The sequence below is a fragment of the Streptomyces sp. NPDC020742 genome, assembly GCF_040641675.1.
Classification (GTDB): Bacteria; Actinomycetota; Actinomycetes; order Streptomycetales; family Streptomycetaceae; genus Streptomyces.
In genome coordinates, this window is sequence record NZ_JBFAEA010000015.1 from 180,757 (window position 1) to 196,829 (window position 16,073).

Genomic DNA, 16,073 nt, shown 5'->3' on the forward strand with positions numbered 1-16,073 from the left:
CCCATGAGCGATGGTGTCATGAAGCGGATGGGGATGATCTTCCGCGCGAAGGCCAACAAGGCCCTGGACCGGGCCGAAGACCCGCGCGAGACCCTCGACTACTCGTACCAGAAGCAGCTGGAACTGCTGCAGAAGGTGCGCCGCGGCGTCGCCGACGTGGCGACCTCCCGCAAGCGCCTCGAACTGCAGCTCAACCAGCTCCAGGGCCAGTCCGCCAAGCTGGAGGACCAGGGCCGCAAGGCGCTGGCGCTCGGCCGCGAGGACCTGGCCCGCGAGGCGCTGACCCGCCGCAGCGCGCTGCAGCAGCAGGTCACCGACCTGGAGACGCAGCACCAGACGCTGCAGGGCGAGGAGGAGAAGCTCACCCTCGCCGCGCAGCGGCTGCAGGCCAAGGTCGACGCCTTCCGCACCAAGAAGGAGACGATCAAGGCCACGTACACGGCCGCCCAGGCGCAGACCCGGATCGGCGAGGCCTTCTCCGGCATCTCCGAGGAGATGGGCGACGTCGGCATGGCCATCCAGCGTGCGGAGGACAAGACCGCGCAGCTGCAGGCCAGGGCCGGCGCCATCGACGAGCTGATGGCCTCCGGCGCGCTGGACGACCCGTCCGGCATGGCCAAGGACGACATCACCGCCGAGCTGGACCGGCTCTCCGGCGGCAGCGACGTCGAGCTGGAGCTGCAGCGGATGAAGGCCGAGCTGGCGGGCGGCCCCTCGGGCGGCCAGCAGGCCATCGAGCCCGGCCAGGGTGGCCAGGCCCAGTCCTCCGGGCAGCAGCAGGACCAGCCGCGTTTCGACAAGCAGTGACGGCCGGCGGGGGTTAGCCTCGCAGGGATCGTCGGGACCGGACCGAGGGAGACCGTCGTGATCGTACGGATCATGGGGGAGGGCCAGGTGAAGCTGGACGATTCCCACTTCATCGAGCTCAACAAGCTGGACGACGAGCTGCTCGCGGAGATGGAGCGGGACGACGAGGAGAGCTTCCGGCGGACGCTCGGCGCCCTGCTGGAAGCGGTGCGCCGCTTGGGCACGCCCCTCCCCGACGACGCCCTGGAACCGTCCGAGCTGATCCTGCCGTCCCCCGACGCCTCGCTCGCCGAGGTCCGGGAGATGCTCAGCGACGACGGGCTGATCCCCGGCTGACCCGCAGCAGCGCGTCCGGTACCTCCCGGACCCAGCACTCCAGCGCCTACGGCACCCAGCGCCCCGGTCCCCCGTCGGACCGGGGCGCTACCGTTTGCTCTTGTGAGTCTCCCAGGCCCCGCTCCGGACGCGCCCCGCGTCACCGGCCGCTTCCGGTGGCCCCGTTCGCATCCCCTGTTGGTCGACGCGGCCCTGGCGGTGGGCGCCTTCGGGTGCATCCTGATCGGTGCGGTGGTCAACCCGCACCGTCAAAACGGCCCCCGCATCGACCCCCACCAGGTCTCCGCGGCCACCGTGGCGCTGGCCGCGGTGGCCTGCGCCGCCCTGGTCCTGCGCCGCAGGCTGCCGCGTACGGTCCTGGCGGTCACCGCCGGGCTGACCCTCGTCGAGCTGGTCATCAGCGCCAGTGAACCGCGCGCCCCGGTGTCCGCCTCCGCCGTGATCGCGCTCTACACCGTCGCCTCCCGCACGGACCGGCCCACCACCCGGCGGATCGGCGTCCTGACTGTCGTGGGGCTGACCGCCTTCGCCATGCTCTGCGGCCCCAGCCCCTGGTACGCACAGGAGAACGTCGCGATCTTCGCCTGGACGGGCATGGCCGCCGCCGCGGGCGACGCGGTCCGCAGCCGCCGGGCGTACGTCGACGCCATGCGGGAGCGGGCCGAGCGGGCCGAGCGCACCCGCGAGGAGGAGGCCCGCCGCCGGGTCGCCGAGGAGCGCATGCGGATCGCCCGTGATCTGCACGATGTCGTCGCCCACCACATCGCCCTGGTCAACGTCCAGGCCGGGGTGGCCTCACACGTCATGGACAGCCGGCCCGACCAGGCCAAGGAGGCGCTGGCGCACGTCCGTGAGGCGTCCCGGTCGGCGCTGGAGGAACTCCGTGCCACGGTCGGCCTGTTGCGGCAGTCCGACGACCCCAAGGCCCCCACCGAGCCGGCCCCGGGCCTGGGCGTCCTCGACCAGCTCGTGGAGGGCTTCGTCCGCGCCGGGCTCCCGGTCGACCTCGACCTACCGGGCGAGGACCGGCAGTTGCCCGCCTCCGTCGACCTCACCGCCTACCGCGTGGTCCAGGAGGCGCTGACCAACGTCCACAAGCACGCCGGCGAGGGCGCCCGGGCCACCGTCCGGATCGTCCGGTCCGACTCCGCGCTGACCGTGACGGTCCTGGACGACGGCGCGGGCCGGGCCGGCGTACCGCGCCAGAAGGGCGGCGAGCGCGCCGCCGAGGTGGCCGACGGTGGTGAGCCGGCCGACGGCGGCGGCCACGGCCTGATCGGGATGCGGGAGCGGGTCTTCGCGCTGCGCGGCACGGTCGTCACCGGCCCCCGCGCGGCCGGCGGCTTCCAGGTGCGGGTCACCCTTCCGCTGCAGACCGTCCGTACGGGGGAGACCGCATGACGATCAAGGTATTGCTCGCCGACGACCAGGCCCTGCTGCGCAGCGCCTTCCGGGTGCTGGTCGAGTCCGAGCCGGACATGCGGGTGGTGGGGGAGGCCTCGGACGGCGCCCAGGCGTACGAGCTGACCCGGGCGGCGCGCCCCGACGTGGTGCTGATGGACATCCGGATGCCCGGGGTGGACGGCCTGGCCGCGACCCGCATGATCAGCCAGGACCCGGAGCTCACCGACGTCCGGGTGGTGATCCTCACGACGTTCGAGGCCGACGACTACGTGGTGCAGTCGCTGCGCAACGGCGCCAGCGGCTTCCTCGGCAAGGGCGCCGAGCCGGACGAGATGCTGAACGCGATCCGGATCGCGGCGGCCGGCGAGGCCCTGTTGTCGCCCGCCGCGACCAAGGGGCTGATCGCCAAGTTCCTCGCCCAGGGCGGGAGTCCGGACGCCGCCGGCCCCGGCAGCCCCGGCCAGGCGCGGCTGGCGACGCTGACCGGCCGGGAGCGGGAGGTGCTGACCCTGGTGGCCGGCGGGCTCTCCAACGACGAGATCGCCGAGCAGCTGGCGGTCAGCCCGCTCACGGTCAAGACGCACGTCAACCGTGCGATGGCCAAGCTGGGCGCCCGGGACCGCGCCCAGCTGGTCGTCATCGCCTACGAGTCAGGGCTCGTACGCCCACGGGTGCAGTAGGGGTGGAGCACCCCGTACTCCGATCGCGGTACGGGGCAGCGGCCGGAAACCGACCTGCGAGCGAGGAAAACCGGCCTGGCCATGGCCGAAGGTAGAGGTGGGCCTGAGCAGGCCCCTGCCGTCGGGCCCGTGCGGGGCCCGCCGGCCCGTCCCGCCGTTCAGAACAGAAGAGAGTGACCCCTGCCATGTCCTGGCTGTCCCGGCTCAGCCTCGTACAACGGGGCCTGATAGCGCTGATGTCGATCGTCGCGATCGCCTTCGGAGCCATCGCGATACCCCAGCTCAAACAGCAGCTCCTGCCCTCCATCGAGCTCCCGATGGTCTCCGTGCTGGCCCCCTACCAGGGCGCCTCGCCCGATGTCGTCGAGAAGCAGGTGATCGAGCCGCTGGAGGACGGCATCCAGGCCGTGGACGGCATCAAGGGCGTGACCTCGACGTCCAGCGAGGGCAACGGCGTCATCATGGCGCAGTTCGACTACGGCAACGACTCCCAGCGTCTGGTCGCCGACGTCCAGCAGGCGGTCAACCGAGCCCGCGCCAAGCTGCCCAAGGACGTCGACCCGCAGGTGGTGGCCGGCTCGACGGACGACATCCCCACCGTCGTCCTCGCCGTCTCCTCCTCCACCAAGGACCAGCAGACGCTCGCCGACAAGCTGGACCGCAGCGTGGTACCGGCCCTGAAGAACATCGACGGCGTCAGCCAGGTCACCGTGGACGGCGTCCGGGACCAGATCGTCGCGGTCACGCCCGACGACCGGAAGCTCGCCGCCGCCGGGCTGACCGCGCAGTCGCTGGGCCAGGCGCTGGAGGCCGGCGGTACGTCGGTGCCCGCCGGCTCCTTCGCCGAGCACGGGCAGAGCAAGACCGTCCAGGTCGGCGCCGGCTTCACCTCCGTCGCGCAGATCAAGGACCTGCCGCTCGCCCCCGCTGCCGGTGCCGGCGCGGGTGGTGCGGGCGGTGCGGGTGCCGGCGGGCAGTCGGCCGGTCCGGTCAAGCTCGGCGATGTCGCCACCGTCAAGGAAGAGGCGGCCACCCCGACCTCCCTGACCCGCACCAACGGCAAGCCCAGCCTCGCCGTGATGGTGACGATGGACCAGGACGGCAGCGCGGTCGCGATCTCCGACGCGGTGCAGGACAAGCTCGGCTCGATCCGTCAGGACCTGGGCAAGGGCACCGACGTCACGGTCGTCTCCGACCAGGGCCCGGCGGTCTCCAAGTCGATCGACTCGCTGACCACCGAGGGCCTGCTGGGCCTGGTGATGGCGGTCATCGTCATCCTGGTCTTCCTGCTCAGCCTGCGCTCGACCCTGGTCACCGCGGTCTCCATCCCGCTCTCGGTCGTCATCACCCTGATCGTGCTGTGGACCGGTGACCTCTCCCTCAACATGCTCACCCTCGGCGCGCTGACCATCGCCATCGGCCGCGTCGTCGACGACTCCATCGTCGTCCTGGAGAACATCAAACGGCACCTGGGCTACGGCGAGGAGCGCCGCGAGGCCATCCTCTCCGCCGTCAAGGAGGTCTCCGGAGCGATCACCTCCTCCACCCTCACCACGGTCGCGGTCTTCCTCCCGATCGGCGTGGTCGGCGGCATGGTGGGGGCGCTCTTCGGCTCCTTCTCCATCACGGTGACCGTGGCGCTGCTCTCCTCCCTGATCGTCGCCCTGACGGTCGTCCCGGTCCTGTCCTACTGGTTCCTGCGCGCCCCCGAGGTTCCCGAGGGCACCACCGTGGAGGACCTGCGCCGCGAGGCCGAGGAGAAGGAGGCCCGCAGCCCCCTCCAGCGCCTCTACGTCCCGGTCCTGCGCTTCGCCACCCGGCGCCGCGCCACCAGCCTGGTCATCGCCGTGGCCATCCTGCTGGGGACGTTCGGCATGGGTCCGCTGCTGAAGACCAACTTCTTCGACCAGGGCGACCAGGACACCCTCACCGTCAAGCAGGAGCTCGCGCCCGGCACCAGCCTCGGCGCGGCCGACAAGCAGGCGAAGAAGGTCGAGAAGCTGCTCGCGGCCAACGACGACATCGCCGACTACCAGGTCACCGTCGGCTCCTCCGGCTTCATGGCCGCCTTCGGCGGCGGCACCGGCGCCAACCAGGCCAGCTACCAGGTCAAGCTGAAGAACTCCGAGGACTCCGGCAAGGTCACCGACGACCTGCGGGCCTCGCTCGACAAGCTCGGGAAGTCCATCGGCGACACCACCATCACCGCGGGCGGCGGCTTCGGCAACCAGGACCTCAGCGTGGTGGTCAAGGCCGCCGACGCCGACGTTCTGAAGAAGGCCAGCGAGCAGGTCCGCAAGGCCGTCGCCGGGCTCGACCACGTCACCGACGTCCAGAGCGACCTGTCCCAGAGCGTCCCGCGGATCTCCGTGACGCCCAACGCCAAGGCCGCCGCGGCCGGTTACAACCAGACCACCCTCGGCGGGGCGGTCGCCCAAGCGGTCCGCGGCACCACCAGCGGCAAGGCCGTCCTGGACGACACCGAGCGGGACATCGTCATCAAGGCGGCCCACCCGGCCACCACCGAGAGCGAGTTGAAGAACCTCGCCGTCCCCACCCCGGGCGGCCCGGTCAAGCTCGGCACCCTCGCCACGATCAAGACGGTGGACGGTCCCGTCCAGATGACCCGGATCGACGGGGCCCGCTCGGCGACCATCACCGCCAAGCCGACCGGTGACAACACCGGCGCGGTCAGCACCCAGCTGCAGAGCACCCTGAACGACCTGAAGCTGCCGGAGGGCGCCACCGTGAAGGTCGGCGGTGTCTCCCAGGACCAGTCCGACGCCTTCTCCTCGCTCGGCCTGGCCATGCTGGCGGCCATCGCCATCGTCTTCATGCTGCTGGTCGGCACCTTCCGGTCGCTGATCCAGCCGCTGGTCCTGCTGGTCTCGATCCCCTTCGCGGCCACCGGTGCGGTCGGCCTGCTGCTCGCCACCGGCACCCCGCTGGGCGTCCCGGCGATGATCGGCATGCTGATGCTGATCGGCATCGTGGTCACCAACGCCATCGTGCTGATCGACCTGATCAACCAGTACCGCGCCCAGGGTTACGGCGTCGTCGAGGCGGTCATCGAGGGCGGCCGCCACCGCCTCCGCCCCATCCTGATGACCGCCCTGGCCACGATCATGGCGCTGGTCCCGATGGCCCTGTCCCTCACCGGCAACAGCGGCTTCATCTCCCAGCCGCTGGCGGTGGTCGTGATCGGCGGTCTGATCACCTCCACCCTCCTCACCCTCCTCCTCGTCCCGACGCTCTACACGATGATCGAGCTCCGCAAGGAACGCCGGGCGAAGAAGAAGGCCGCCAAACGCGCGGACCGCCCCGGCGCCCCGACCGAACCGACCGACCGCACCCCGGAGCCCGCGGGCATATAACCCCCACCGGGCCACACCTGAGGGAGCCCCCGCCACCGTTGTCACGGTGGCGGGGGCTCCCTTGCGTATCCGAGGCCCGCTGCCGGTCCCGCCGTCGCCCGCCGCCTGTATCGAGGACGGCGAACCCCGCCGGCCTCCTGGGCCGCCGACGCGGGACCGGCTCGCGGATTGCCGGGAGTGATGCGACGGTAGCTGTGCGTGCTGTATCGACGAAAGGCAGGCAACCGTGCTCTCCGCGCTGGCCGCCAAGGCCGTTCTCGTGCCCACCACCGGGCTGGCCCTCGCCATGGGCCCGGTGGCCGCTCCGCCCGTCGGTGCGGACGGCACCGGACTCACTGCCGCCGTCCGGGTGGGCGTATCGGGCGGGGCCTTCACGGCCAACGTCGGGCTGGTGCGGACCTTCGCGCGCACCGGCGCCGGCGGTGTCTACTGCGCCACCACCGAGGGGAAGCCCACCCCGCTGACCGCCCTGCTGGACGCCAACGACCGGTACGGCTTCGGCGTGCGGGTGAACTGGGACACCGCCAAGCAGGACTACGTCGTCACCAACATCCACGGCGATGAGGCGACCGCCACCAAGGTGTGGAAGGCCTATGTGGGCAAGGACAAGATCACTACCGGTCCCTGCGGTACCGCCGTCAAGGACGGTGACAAGGTCAGCTGGAAGCTGGAGGCCGCGAGCTGATCCCCGGGCGGAGCCTCCACCTGCGGGCCGGGGCTCACGCTGCCACGTCGAGCCCCTCCCGCGTCGAGCCCCTCCTGCGTCCAGCCCCTCCTGCTCCGGCCCTCCCGCGCCCCGCCCCTCCGCCACCCCGTACGGCGCGGTGAAGGGGCGCGGGACCACGGCGCGTGCGCCTACGGGAGCGCCAGCATCCGCTCCAGTGCCAGCTTCGCGAAGTGCTCGGTCTCTTTGTCGACCTCGATGCGGTTGACGACCTTGCCGTCCGCCAGCGACTCCAGCGTCCACACCAGGTGCGGGAGGTCGATGCGGTTCATGGTCGAGCAGAAGCAGACCGTCTTGTCGAGGAAGACGACCTCCTTGTCCTCCGCGGCGAAACGGTTCGCCAGCCGGCGGACGAGGTTCAGCTCCGTGCCGATCGCCCACTTCGAGCCGCGCGGGGCGGCCTCCAGGGCCTTGATGATGTACTCCGTCGAACCGACCTGGTCGGCGGCCGCCACGACCTCGTGCTTGCACTCGGGGTGGACCAGGACGTTGACGCCGGGGATCCGGGCGCGGACGTCGTTGACCGAGTCCAGCGAGAACCGCCCGTGGACCGAGCAGTGACCGCGCCAGAGGATCATCCGGGCGTTGCGCAGCTGCTCGGTGGTCAGGCCGCCGTTGGGCTTGTGCGGGTTGTAGACCACGCAGTCGTCCAGCGGCATGCCCATGTCGCGGACCGCGGTGTTCCGGCCCAGGTGCTGGTCGGGCAGGAAGAGCACCTTCTCGCCCTGCTCGAACGCCCAGTCCAGCGCGCGCCGGGCGTTGGAGGAGGTGCAGATGGTGCCGCCGTGCTTGCCGGTGAAGGCCTTGATGTCGGCCGAGGAGTTCATGTACGAGACCGGAACGACCTGCTCGGCGACGCCGGCCTCGGTGAGCACGTCCCAGCACTCGGCGACCTGCTCGGCGGTGGCCATGTCGGCCATCGAGCAGCCGGCGGCCAGGTCGGGGAGGATGACCTGCTGGTCGTCGCCGGTGAGGATGTCGGCGGACTCGGCCATGAAGTGCACGCCACAGAAGACGATGTACTCGGCGTCCGGCCGGGCCGCGGCGTCCCGGGCGAGCTTGAAGGAGTCGCCGGTGACATCGGCGAACTCGATCACCTCGTCGCGCTGGTAGTGGTGCCCGAGGACGAAGACCTTGTCGCCGAGCTTCTCCTTGGCCGCGCGGGCCCGCTCGACGAGGTCGGGGTCCGAGGGGGCCGGCAGATCGCCGGGGCACTCCACGCCGCGCTCGCTCTTGGGGTCGGCCTCGCGGCCCAGGAGGAGCAGCGCCAGCGGGGTCGGCTGGACGTCCAGGGGCTGGGCGGTGGTCACAACACGCACCCTCTCTTTTCTGCAGACGGCTCTTGGTGCAGCCTTTTCGTCTATTTGACGCTATCTATCATAGCCGCTTCACGTCACTTTGACGATGGCCATTGCGTCGATGTGACGCATCAGTACCGCGCGGTGTGTGGTCGGCCACCAGCTCTCGGCCGGCGGTGTGCGAGCATGAAGAAGAAACGCCAAGCCGGAATTAATCCGGGGCGTCGCCGGTTGCAGCTTGTTGCATCCGATGACAAGCGGTCCGTACAACCCGGGAGAGATGTAGATGAGCGTGCAGGACGAGAAGACCACCGTCAGCGACGGCATCATCCTGTCCGACGCGGCCGCGTCGAAGGTCAAGAGCCTGCTGGAGCAGGAGGGCCGGGACGACCTCGCGCTGCGGGTGGCCGTTCAGCCCGGTGGCTGCTCCGGCCTGCGCTACCAGCTCTTCTTCGACGAGCGTTCGCTCGACGGCGACGTCGTCAAGGACTTCGATGGCGTCAAGGTCGTCACCGACCGGATGAGCGCCCCCTACCTGGGTGGTGCCTCCATCGACTTCGTCGACACCATCGAGAAGCAGGGCTTCACGATCGACAACCCCAACGCCACCGGCTCCTGCGCCTGCGGCGACTCCTTCAGCTGAGCCGGCTGCGGCACCAGCGGACACGCCGAGGGCGGCACCCCCGTGGGGTGCCGCCCTCGGCGTATCCAGGTGTCCCGGTCGTCACCGCTTCGGCACGGACTCACCGCTCGACACATCGATCACCTTGCGGCCGTCCAGCGGCTCCTTCAGCGTCACGGTCTTGGTGAACTCCTTGGCGATCTTCACGCAGATCTGGCCCGGCTTCTTGTCCTTGCCGGTGACCTTGGTCTTCACCTGCGAGCCCGACTCCTCGGCGGTCACCGAGTAGACGCTGCACACCCCGCCCCAGAAGTGCACGGTCAGCTTCCGGCCGCCGTCGCCCACGTCGTACGACTCCAGCGCCATCGCCCCGGGCTTCCCGGACGGGCCCTTGGGCGTCCGGTCCTTGTGCGTCAGGTACTTCGGGTCTACCGCGGGGTGCGCCACGGTCGTGCCGGCGGTGTCCGGACCGCTGCCGGCGCCCGGCTGCCGGACCCGGTACAGCCACGACGGCACCAGCGCCTGGCCGCCGTCCACGTACTGCACCGCGAGCCCGAAGACCGCACCGGTCACCTCGGCCGGCTTCTGCGGCTTGTTCGGCGCCGGCTCGCACGGGGCGATGGAACCCTTCCCGCCGTCCTTGCCGGGCGCCGAGGGGCAGTCGGCCGGCTTCCGGCCGTCGCCCGCGTTCAGCCGGTCCAGGGTCTTGTCCGCGTTCAGTACGGGGTAGACCGCACCCTTCGCCGGATGCGCCAACTGCCCGCTGCCGCCGACCACCTGGCCGTCCGAGCCGACCTGTAGATCGCTCTGCCAGCCGTACGTCGGCAGCCCGCCCAGCACCGGGTCCGCGCTGACGATCCGCACCGCGCCGGACAGCCCGCTCGCGTCCAGCTTGGCGTTCTGCTGGCCGAGCGCCGCCAGAACCGGCCGCACCGCCTGCTTGGCCTTCTCCGGCGACACCGCGCCCTTGCCGCTGCTGTCGTCCTCGGTCGTGATGTCCCCGCCGCCCCGGTACGAGGGGCAGCCGGGCCGGTCCTTGCCGGTGCCGCCCGCGCCGGTGTCGCCCTTGGGGGAGGAGGGCAGCGCACAGTTCGTGCCGCCGGGCGTGCCGTACTGCGCGTAGGTCCACGAGCCCGAGCCGGTCTTGTTCACCTGGAGCACCGGGCTCCGGGCGTCCCGGGTCAGCCCGCCGACCTTCCAGGAGGTGCCCTCCGAACGGACCTTTCCGGACACATCCAGCGCCTTCGCCAGCCGTTCCACCGACTCCCGGCTGATCTGGCCCGTGGGCCGGTACACCGGCGCCGACGAGGGGCCGTCGGGCAGGTCCGCGACCGCCTTGTACTTCGCCCCCTGCGGGTTGGGCTCCCCGGCCGCGATCGAGCCGCCGCCCGAGTAGCCGTCGAGCGCCAGCGGCGGCGGCTCACCCGCCGGGCTCGCACCGGAACCCCCGTCGCTGGAGGCGGACGAGGCCCAGTACGCCGCGCCGCCCCCGGCCAGCAGCACCGCGGCGGCCATCGAGGCGATCAGCACACGGCTGCGCCGCCTGGCCTCCTTGGGGGCATCCGGGGTGTCAGGGGTGTGCTCGGTGTCCTCGGTGTTCACCGCATCGCTCCTTCAGCTCCGCTGAGCATCTGACGTGCCCACCTTGGTGAGGTGGACGCCGATGGGACGGAGCGGGGGCGCAAACGGTTCCCCACCCCCGCGGGCGCGCCGGCGGGCGGCGGTTCCAGGGGGCGGCGGACACCCGGACGGCTCAGTCGCCGTACTCGGACATCCCGTCCAACAGCGCCGCGGAACGGGCCGGGACCTCGACCCCGTGCAGATCCGACGCACGGCCCCGTGCCGGCGCGGTCCGCCGCCCGGCGTGCCAGCGCCCGGCCATCCGCGCGCAGTCGCCCCGCAGCTCGTCGAACGACTCCGGGTCGGACGCGGAGGGCGAGGGAGCGGTACGCGGTGTGACAGCTTTCACAGGCTTGGTCATAGAGGCACCGTACGCAGCCGGGTTCCGAGGAGAAAGGCCTACTATTTAGTAGTTTCCATGGTGCCGGGCGGGCGGGACGGCCCTGTGGCGAAGCCCCCCGCCGGGTAGCGTTGCTTTACGTCCGTTCGTCCCTCCGCCTTCCGCAGGAGCAGACCCGTCGTGCGTATCGCAGTCACCGGCTCCATCGCCACCGACCACCTGATGACCTTCCCCGGCCGCTTCGCCGACCAGCTCGTGGCGGACCAGCTGCATACGGTCTCCCTCTCCTTCCTGGTCGACCAACTCGACGTCCGCCGGGGCGGGGTCGCCCCCAACATCTGCTTCGGCATGGGCCAGCTCGGCATCGAGCCGATCCTGGTCGGCGCCGCCGGCAACGACTTCGAGGAGTACCGCGCCTGGCTCGACCGCCACGGCGTCGACACCCGCTCGGTACGGATCTCCGAGGTGCTGCACACCGCCCGCTTCGTGTGCACCACCGACGCCGACCACAACCAGATCGGCTCCTTCTACACCGGCGCGATGAGCGAGGCCCGACTGATCGAGCTCCAGCACGTGGCCGAGCGGGTCGGCGGGCTGGACCTCGTCCTGATCGGCGCGGACGACCCCGAGGCGATGATCCGGCACACCGAGGAGTGCCGCAGCCGCGGCATCCCCTTCGCCGCCGACTTCTCCCAGCAGATCGCCCGGATGGACGGCGAGAACATCCGCTCCCTCATGGAAGGCGCCACCTACCTCTTCTCCAACGAGTACGAGAAGGGCCTGATCGAGTCCAAGACCGGCTGGACCGCCGACGAGATCCTGGCCAAGGTCGGCGCCCGCGTCACCACCCTCGGCTCCAACGGCGTCCGCATCGAGCGGGTCGGCGAGCCCGCCATCGAGGTCGGTGTCCCGGAGGAGAAGCAGAAGGCCGACCCCACCGGCGTCGGCGACGCCTTCCGCGCCGGCTTCCTGTCCGGCCTGGCCTGGGGCGTCGGCCTGGAGCGCGCCGCGCAGATCGGCTGCATGCTGGCGACGCTGGTCATCGAGACCGTCGGCACCCAGGAGTACGAGCTGCACCGCAGCCACTTCATGGACCGCTTCACCAAGGCCTACGGCCACGAGGCCGCGGCCGAGGTCCAGCAGCACCTGGCCTGATCGGGCCGTCAGACGGAGCGGCGGACCACATAGGCGACACCCTGGTCCGCCGCCTCCGTCCCCACGTACTCCTGGTGCTGCGTCCAGCACCACGCCGGGATGTCCACGGCCGCCACCTCGTCGTCCGACAGGACCGTGACGGTGCCGCCCAGCCGCACCCGGCCGATCGCCTTCGCCAGCTCGATCACCGGCAGCGGGCAGTTCATCCCGAGCGCGTCCACGGTCACCGCCTCGGCACCCTCCGCGGCGCCTCCGGCCGCGACCGGCGCGCCCAGTTTCTCCCGTACGCCTTCTACGACCCGGGGCAGCACCTCCAGGAAGCGGTCCACATCCGCCTCGGCCGTCCCGTACGGCAGCGAGACCCGGACGTTCCCCTCGGACAGCACGCCCATCGCCCGCAGGACATGGCTCGGCGTCAGGGTGCTGGACGTACAGGACGATCCGGACGAGACGGAGAAACCGGAGCGGTCCAGCTCGTGTAGCAGGCTCTCCCCGTCGACATAGAGACAGGAGAAGGTGACGACGTGGGGGAGGCGGTGCACCGGGTCGCCGACCACCTCCACCTCCGGCACCAGCTCCGGCACCCGCGTACGGATCCGGTCCACCAGGGCCCGCAGCCGGGCCGCTTCGGCGGCGGTCCCCGGGTCCGACCGCAGGGCGCGCAGCGCCGCCACGCCGGCCACGATCGCCGGGAGGTTCCCAAAGCCGGGGCTGCGGCCCGACTCCCGCTCGTCCCGGGCGCCCTGCGGCGCGAACCGGGTGCCCTTGCGGACGACGAGCAGCCCCACCCCGGGCGGGCCGCCCCACTTGTGGGAGCTCGCCGTCAGCAGCGACCAGTCCCCGGGCACCGGCCCCCACGGCAGCGACTGCGCGGCGTCCACCAGCAGGGGCACCTCGGCCTCCCGGCACAGCGCGGCCACCTCCTGGACCGGCTGTTCGGTGCCCACCTCGTGGTTGGCGGACTGCACGGCGACCAGTGCGGTGTCCGGGGTCAGCGCGGCCGCCACCGCACCGGCCGCCACCCGGCCGCCGCGGTCCACGGCGATCTCCGCACGGGTGCCCCCGGCCGCCTCGTGCGCCTGCGCGGCGTGCAGTACGGAGGAGTGCTCCACGGCGGAGTGCAGCAGCCGGCGGCCGACCCGCCGCCGGGCGGCCAGGGCACCGGAGAGCGCGGAATGCACGGCCTGCGTCCCCGATGGAGTGAAAACCAGCTCGTCCGGGCGGCAGCCGACGGCCTCGGCGGCCGCCTCGCGGGCGGCGTCCAGCAGCAACCGGGCGCGGCGTCCCTCGCGGTAGAGGCGGGCCGGATCGGCCCAGCCCTCGTCGAGCGAGGCGAGCAGGGCCTCACGGGCGACGGGGTGGAGGGGGGCGGCGGACGCGGCGTCGAAGTAGGGCACGTACGAGACGTTAGCCGCCGGTGCCCGGGCGGTGCCGGTTACCTCGTCAGATGCCTGGTGGCAGGGGGTATTCGGGCCGCCGCCCGGCGCCCCGCGGGCCCGGTGGCCACCCCTTAGGGGTGCGGCGCGGCGCGTTGGGCACCCTCCCCGCGCGACCCCAAATAGCGTCCAGTAAGGTTTGGCCCGCATAAACATCCAAACCCCTGCCCGACGCAGGGCGGCGACCGACCAGCGAGTAAGGCCGCAGCCGACCGCGCGGGCGAGACTCTCGGGAAGGCGCTACGTGAGTCCCAACGGCTCCGACCGCTCGTCGCGGCGCCCGATGCGGCGGAAGCTGCCGCAGGTGCTTGCTGCGGGCCTGGTCCTGGCGACCGCTACTGGTTGCACATACAAGGACTTCCCCCGCCTCGGCATGCCAACGCCCGTCACCGACGAGGCGCCGCGGATCCTCTCTCTTTGGCAGGGCTCCTGGGCCGCCGCACTCGCAACGGGTGTGCTGGTGTGGGGCCTGATCATTTGGAGCGTGATCTTCCACCGCCGCAGCAGGACCAAGGTGGAGGTCCCCGCGCAGACGCGGTACAACATGCCGATCGAGGCGTTGTACACGATCGTCCCCTTCATCATCATCGCGGTGCTGTTCTACTTCACCGCGCGTGATGAGAGCGCGCTTCTGAAGACCTCCAAGAAGCCGGACCACGTCATCAACGTGGTGGGCTTCCAGTGGAGCTGGGCGTTCAACTACCTGGAGAACGTGGACGGCAACAAGTCGACCTCGAACATCAACTCCAGCGCGCTCGACGGTGTCCCGACCAAGTGGAAGAAGACCGCGCCGGCCGGTGCCGACGGTGTCTACGACACGGGTGTCCCGGGCGAGCGGAACCCGCAGACCGGCAACCCCGGCCCGACCCTGTGGCTGCCGAAGGGCGAGTCGGTCGAGTTCGTGCTGACCTCGCGCGACGTCATCCACTCCTTCTGGGTGGTGCCGTTCCTGATGAAGCAGGACGTGATCCCGGGCCACACCAATGTCTTCCAGGTGACTCCCAACAAGGAGGGCACCTTCATGGGCAAGTGCGCCGAGCTGTGCGGCGTCGACCACTCTCGGATGCTCTTCAACGTCAAGGTCGTCTCCCCTGAGCGTTACCGGGAGCACCTGAAGGACCTGGCGAAGAAGGGCCAGACCGGATACCTGCCGTCGGGCATCAAGCAGACGGATCACGCCAGGAATGCGGAGACCAAGAACCAGTGAGCATCCTCAACGAACCTCAGGGTGCCGCCGCCGAATCGGCTCCGGCAGCACCGCCCGTACGCAAGAAGCAACCCGGCATCGCCGCCGTGAAGTGGCTCACCACCACTGACCACAAGACCATCGGCACGATGTATCTGGTGACGTCGTTCGCGTTCTTCTGCGTCGGCGGCCTGATGGCGCTGCTGATGCGCGCCGAGCTGGCCCGCCCCGGCACGCAGATCATGTCGAACGAGCAGTTCAACCAGGCGTTCACGATGCACGGCACGATCATGCTGCTGATGTTCGCGACGCCGCTGTTCGCCGGTTTCGCGAACTGGATCATGCCGCTGCAGATCGGCGCGCCCGACGTGGCGTTCCCGCGGCTGAACATGTTCGCCTACTGGCTCTACCTCTTCGGCTCGCTGATCGCGGTCGGCGGCTTCCTCACCCCGCAGGGTGCGGCCGACTTCGGCTGGTTCGCGTACTCCCCGCTGTCGGACGCGGTCCGCTCGCCGGGCGTCGGCGCGGACATGTGGATCATGGGTCTGGCCTTCTCCGGCTTCGGCACGATCCTCGGTTCGGTCAACTTCATCACGACGATCATCTGCATGCGGGCACCCGGCATGACGATGTTCCGGATGCCGATCTTCACCTGGAACGTGCTGCTGACCGGTGTGCTGGTCCTGCTGGCCTTCCCGGTGCTGGCGGCGGCGCTGTTCGCGCTGGAGGCGGACCGTAAATTCGGGGCGCATGTCTTCGATGCCGCAAATGGCGGGGCGTTGCTCTGGCAGCATCTCTTCTGGTTCTTCGGCCATCCAGAGGTGTACATCATCGCGTTGCCGTTCTTCGGCATCATTTCCGAGGTCATTCCGGTGTTCTCCCGGAAGCCGATGTTCGGTTACATGGGCCTGATTGCCGCGACGGTTTCGATCGCCGGTCTTTCGGTCACGGTGTGGGCGCACCACATGTATGTGACGGGCGGCGTGCTGTTGCCGTTCTTCTCGTTCATGACGTTCCTGATCGCGGTGCCGACCGGTGTGAAGTTCTTCAACTGGATCGGCACGATGTGGAAGGGCTCGCTGTCCTTCGAG

General features: G+C 70.7%; 14 protein-coding genes. 10 read left to right on the plus strand and 4 right to left on the minus strand.

Annotation, left to right across the window (positions count from 1 at the left end; genetic code table 11):
- Positions 1–3: 3 nt before the first annotated feature.
- The 6 genes from AB0G84_RS24535 to AB0G84_RS24560 all read left to right on the plus strand — a co-directional run bounded on the left by AB0G84_RS24535 (position 4) and on the right by AB0G84_RS24560 (position 7,286).
- On the plus strand, positions 4–807 hold the full coding sequence (locus AB0G84_RS24535) for a PspA/IM30 family protein (RefSeq protein ID WP_361324555.1): 804 nt from the start codon (positions 4–6) through the stop codon (positions 805–807).
- A 57-nt stretch (positions 808–864) separates the two neighbouring features.
- Positions 865–1,143, plus strand: coding sequence for a hypothetical protein (locus tag AB0G84_RS24540; RefSeq protein ID WP_361324558.1), 279 nt, complete (start codon positions 865–867; stop codon positions 1,141–1,143).
- Between the two features lie 102 nt (positions 1,144–1,245).
- A complete protein-coding gene (locus tag AB0G84_RS24545; RefSeq protein WP_361324561.1) occupies positions 1,246–2,544 on the plus strand; it encodes a sensor histidine kinase in 1,299 nt (432 codons plus the stop codon).
- Positions 2,541–3,227, plus strand: coding sequence for a response regulator transcription factor (locus tag AB0G84_RS24550; RefSeq protein WP_361324564.1), 687 nt, complete (start codon positions 2,541–2,543; stop codon positions 3,225–3,227). The genes AB0G84_RS24545 and AB0G84_RS24550 overlap by 4 nt, the downstream gene beginning before the upstream one ends.
- Before the next feature lie 185 nt (positions 3,228–3,412).
- Positions 3,413–6,601, plus strand: a complete 3,189-nt coding sequence (locus tag AB0G84_RS24555; RefSeq protein WP_361324567.1) for an efflux RND transporter permease subunit — start codon at positions 3,413–3,415, stop codon at positions 6,599–6,601.
- Between the two features lie 226 nt (positions 6,602–6,827).
- Positions 6,828–7,286, plus strand: coding sequence for a hypothetical protein (locus tag AB0G84_RS24560; protein WP_361324570.1), 459 nt, complete (start codon positions 6,828–6,830; stop codon positions 7,284–7,286).
- A gap of 170 nt (positions 7,287–7,456) precedes the next feature.
- On the opposite strand, the gene nadA is transcribed toward AB0G84_RS24560, so the two are convergent.
- Positions 7,457–8,644 carry a quinolinate synthase NadA gene (gene nadA / locus AB0G84_RS24565; RefSeq protein WP_361324573.1) on the minus strand — a complete coding sequence of 396 codons (1,188 nt, stop codon included), beginning with the start codon at positions 8,642–8,644 and terminating at the stop codon, positions 7,457–7,459.
- Positions 8,645–8,909: 265 nt separating this feature from the next.
- On the opposite strand from nadA, the gene erpA reads away from it, so the two are divergent.
- Positions 8,910–9,266: an iron-sulfur cluster insertion protein ErpA gene (erpA, locus tag AB0G84_RS24570; protein ID WP_030070025.1), complete on the plus strand. Its 357-nt coding sequence runs from the start codon at positions 8,910–8,912 to the stop codon at positions 9,264–9,266.
- Between the two features lie 81 nt (positions 9,267–9,347).
- Here erpA and AB0G84_RS24575 read toward each other — a convergent pair whose 3' ends face one another.
- Together AB0G84_RS24575 and AB0G84_RS24580 are read right to left on the minus strand one after the other, a co-directional pair.
- Positions 9,348–10,847: a hypothetical protein gene (locus tag AB0G84_RS24575; protein WP_361324576.1), complete on the minus strand. Its 1,500-nt coding sequence runs from the start codon at positions 10,845–10,847 to the stop codon at positions 9,348–9,350.
- 151 nt (positions 10,848–10,998) lie between these two features.
- On the minus strand, positions 10,999–11,226 hold the full coding sequence (locus AB0G84_RS24580; RefSeq protein WP_361324579.1) for a hypothetical protein: 228 nt from the start codon (positions 11,224–11,226) through the stop codon (positions 10,999–11,001).
- Between the two features lie 159 nt (positions 11,227–11,385).
- Here AB0G84_RS24580 and AB0G84_RS24585 point away from each other — a divergent pair, with 159 nt between their 5' ends.
- Positions 11,386–12,360, plus strand: coding sequence for a carbohydrate kinase family protein (locus AB0G84_RS24585; RefSeq protein WP_361324582.1), 975 nt, complete (start codon positions 11,386–11,388; stop codon positions 12,358–12,360).
- Between the two features lie 8 nt (positions 12,361–12,368).
- Here AB0G84_RS24585 and AB0G84_RS24590 read toward each other — a convergent pair whose 3' ends face one another.
- The gene (locus AB0G84_RS24590) at positions 12,369–13,757 is read right to left on the minus strand and encodes an aminotransferase class V-fold PLP-dependent enzyme (protein WP_361324585.1); all 1,389 of its coding nucleotides are present in this window, start codon (positions 13,755–13,757) and stop codon (positions 12,369–12,371) included.
- A 283-nt stretch (positions 13,758–14,040) separates the two neighbouring features.
- On the opposite strand from AB0G84_RS24590, the gene coxB reads away from it, so the two are divergent.
- Entirely contained in the window at positions 14,041–15,003 is a 963-nt protein-coding gene (gene coxB, locus AB0G84_RS24595; protein WP_361324588.1) for a cytochrome c oxidase subunit II, read from the plus strand.
- A partial coding sequence (locus AB0G84_RS24600; RefSeq protein WP_361324591.1) for a cbb3-type cytochrome c oxidase subunit I occupies positions 15,000–16,073 on the plus strand: 1,074 nt, incomplete at its 3' end. The genes coxB and AB0G84_RS24600, both read left to right, overlap by 4 nt.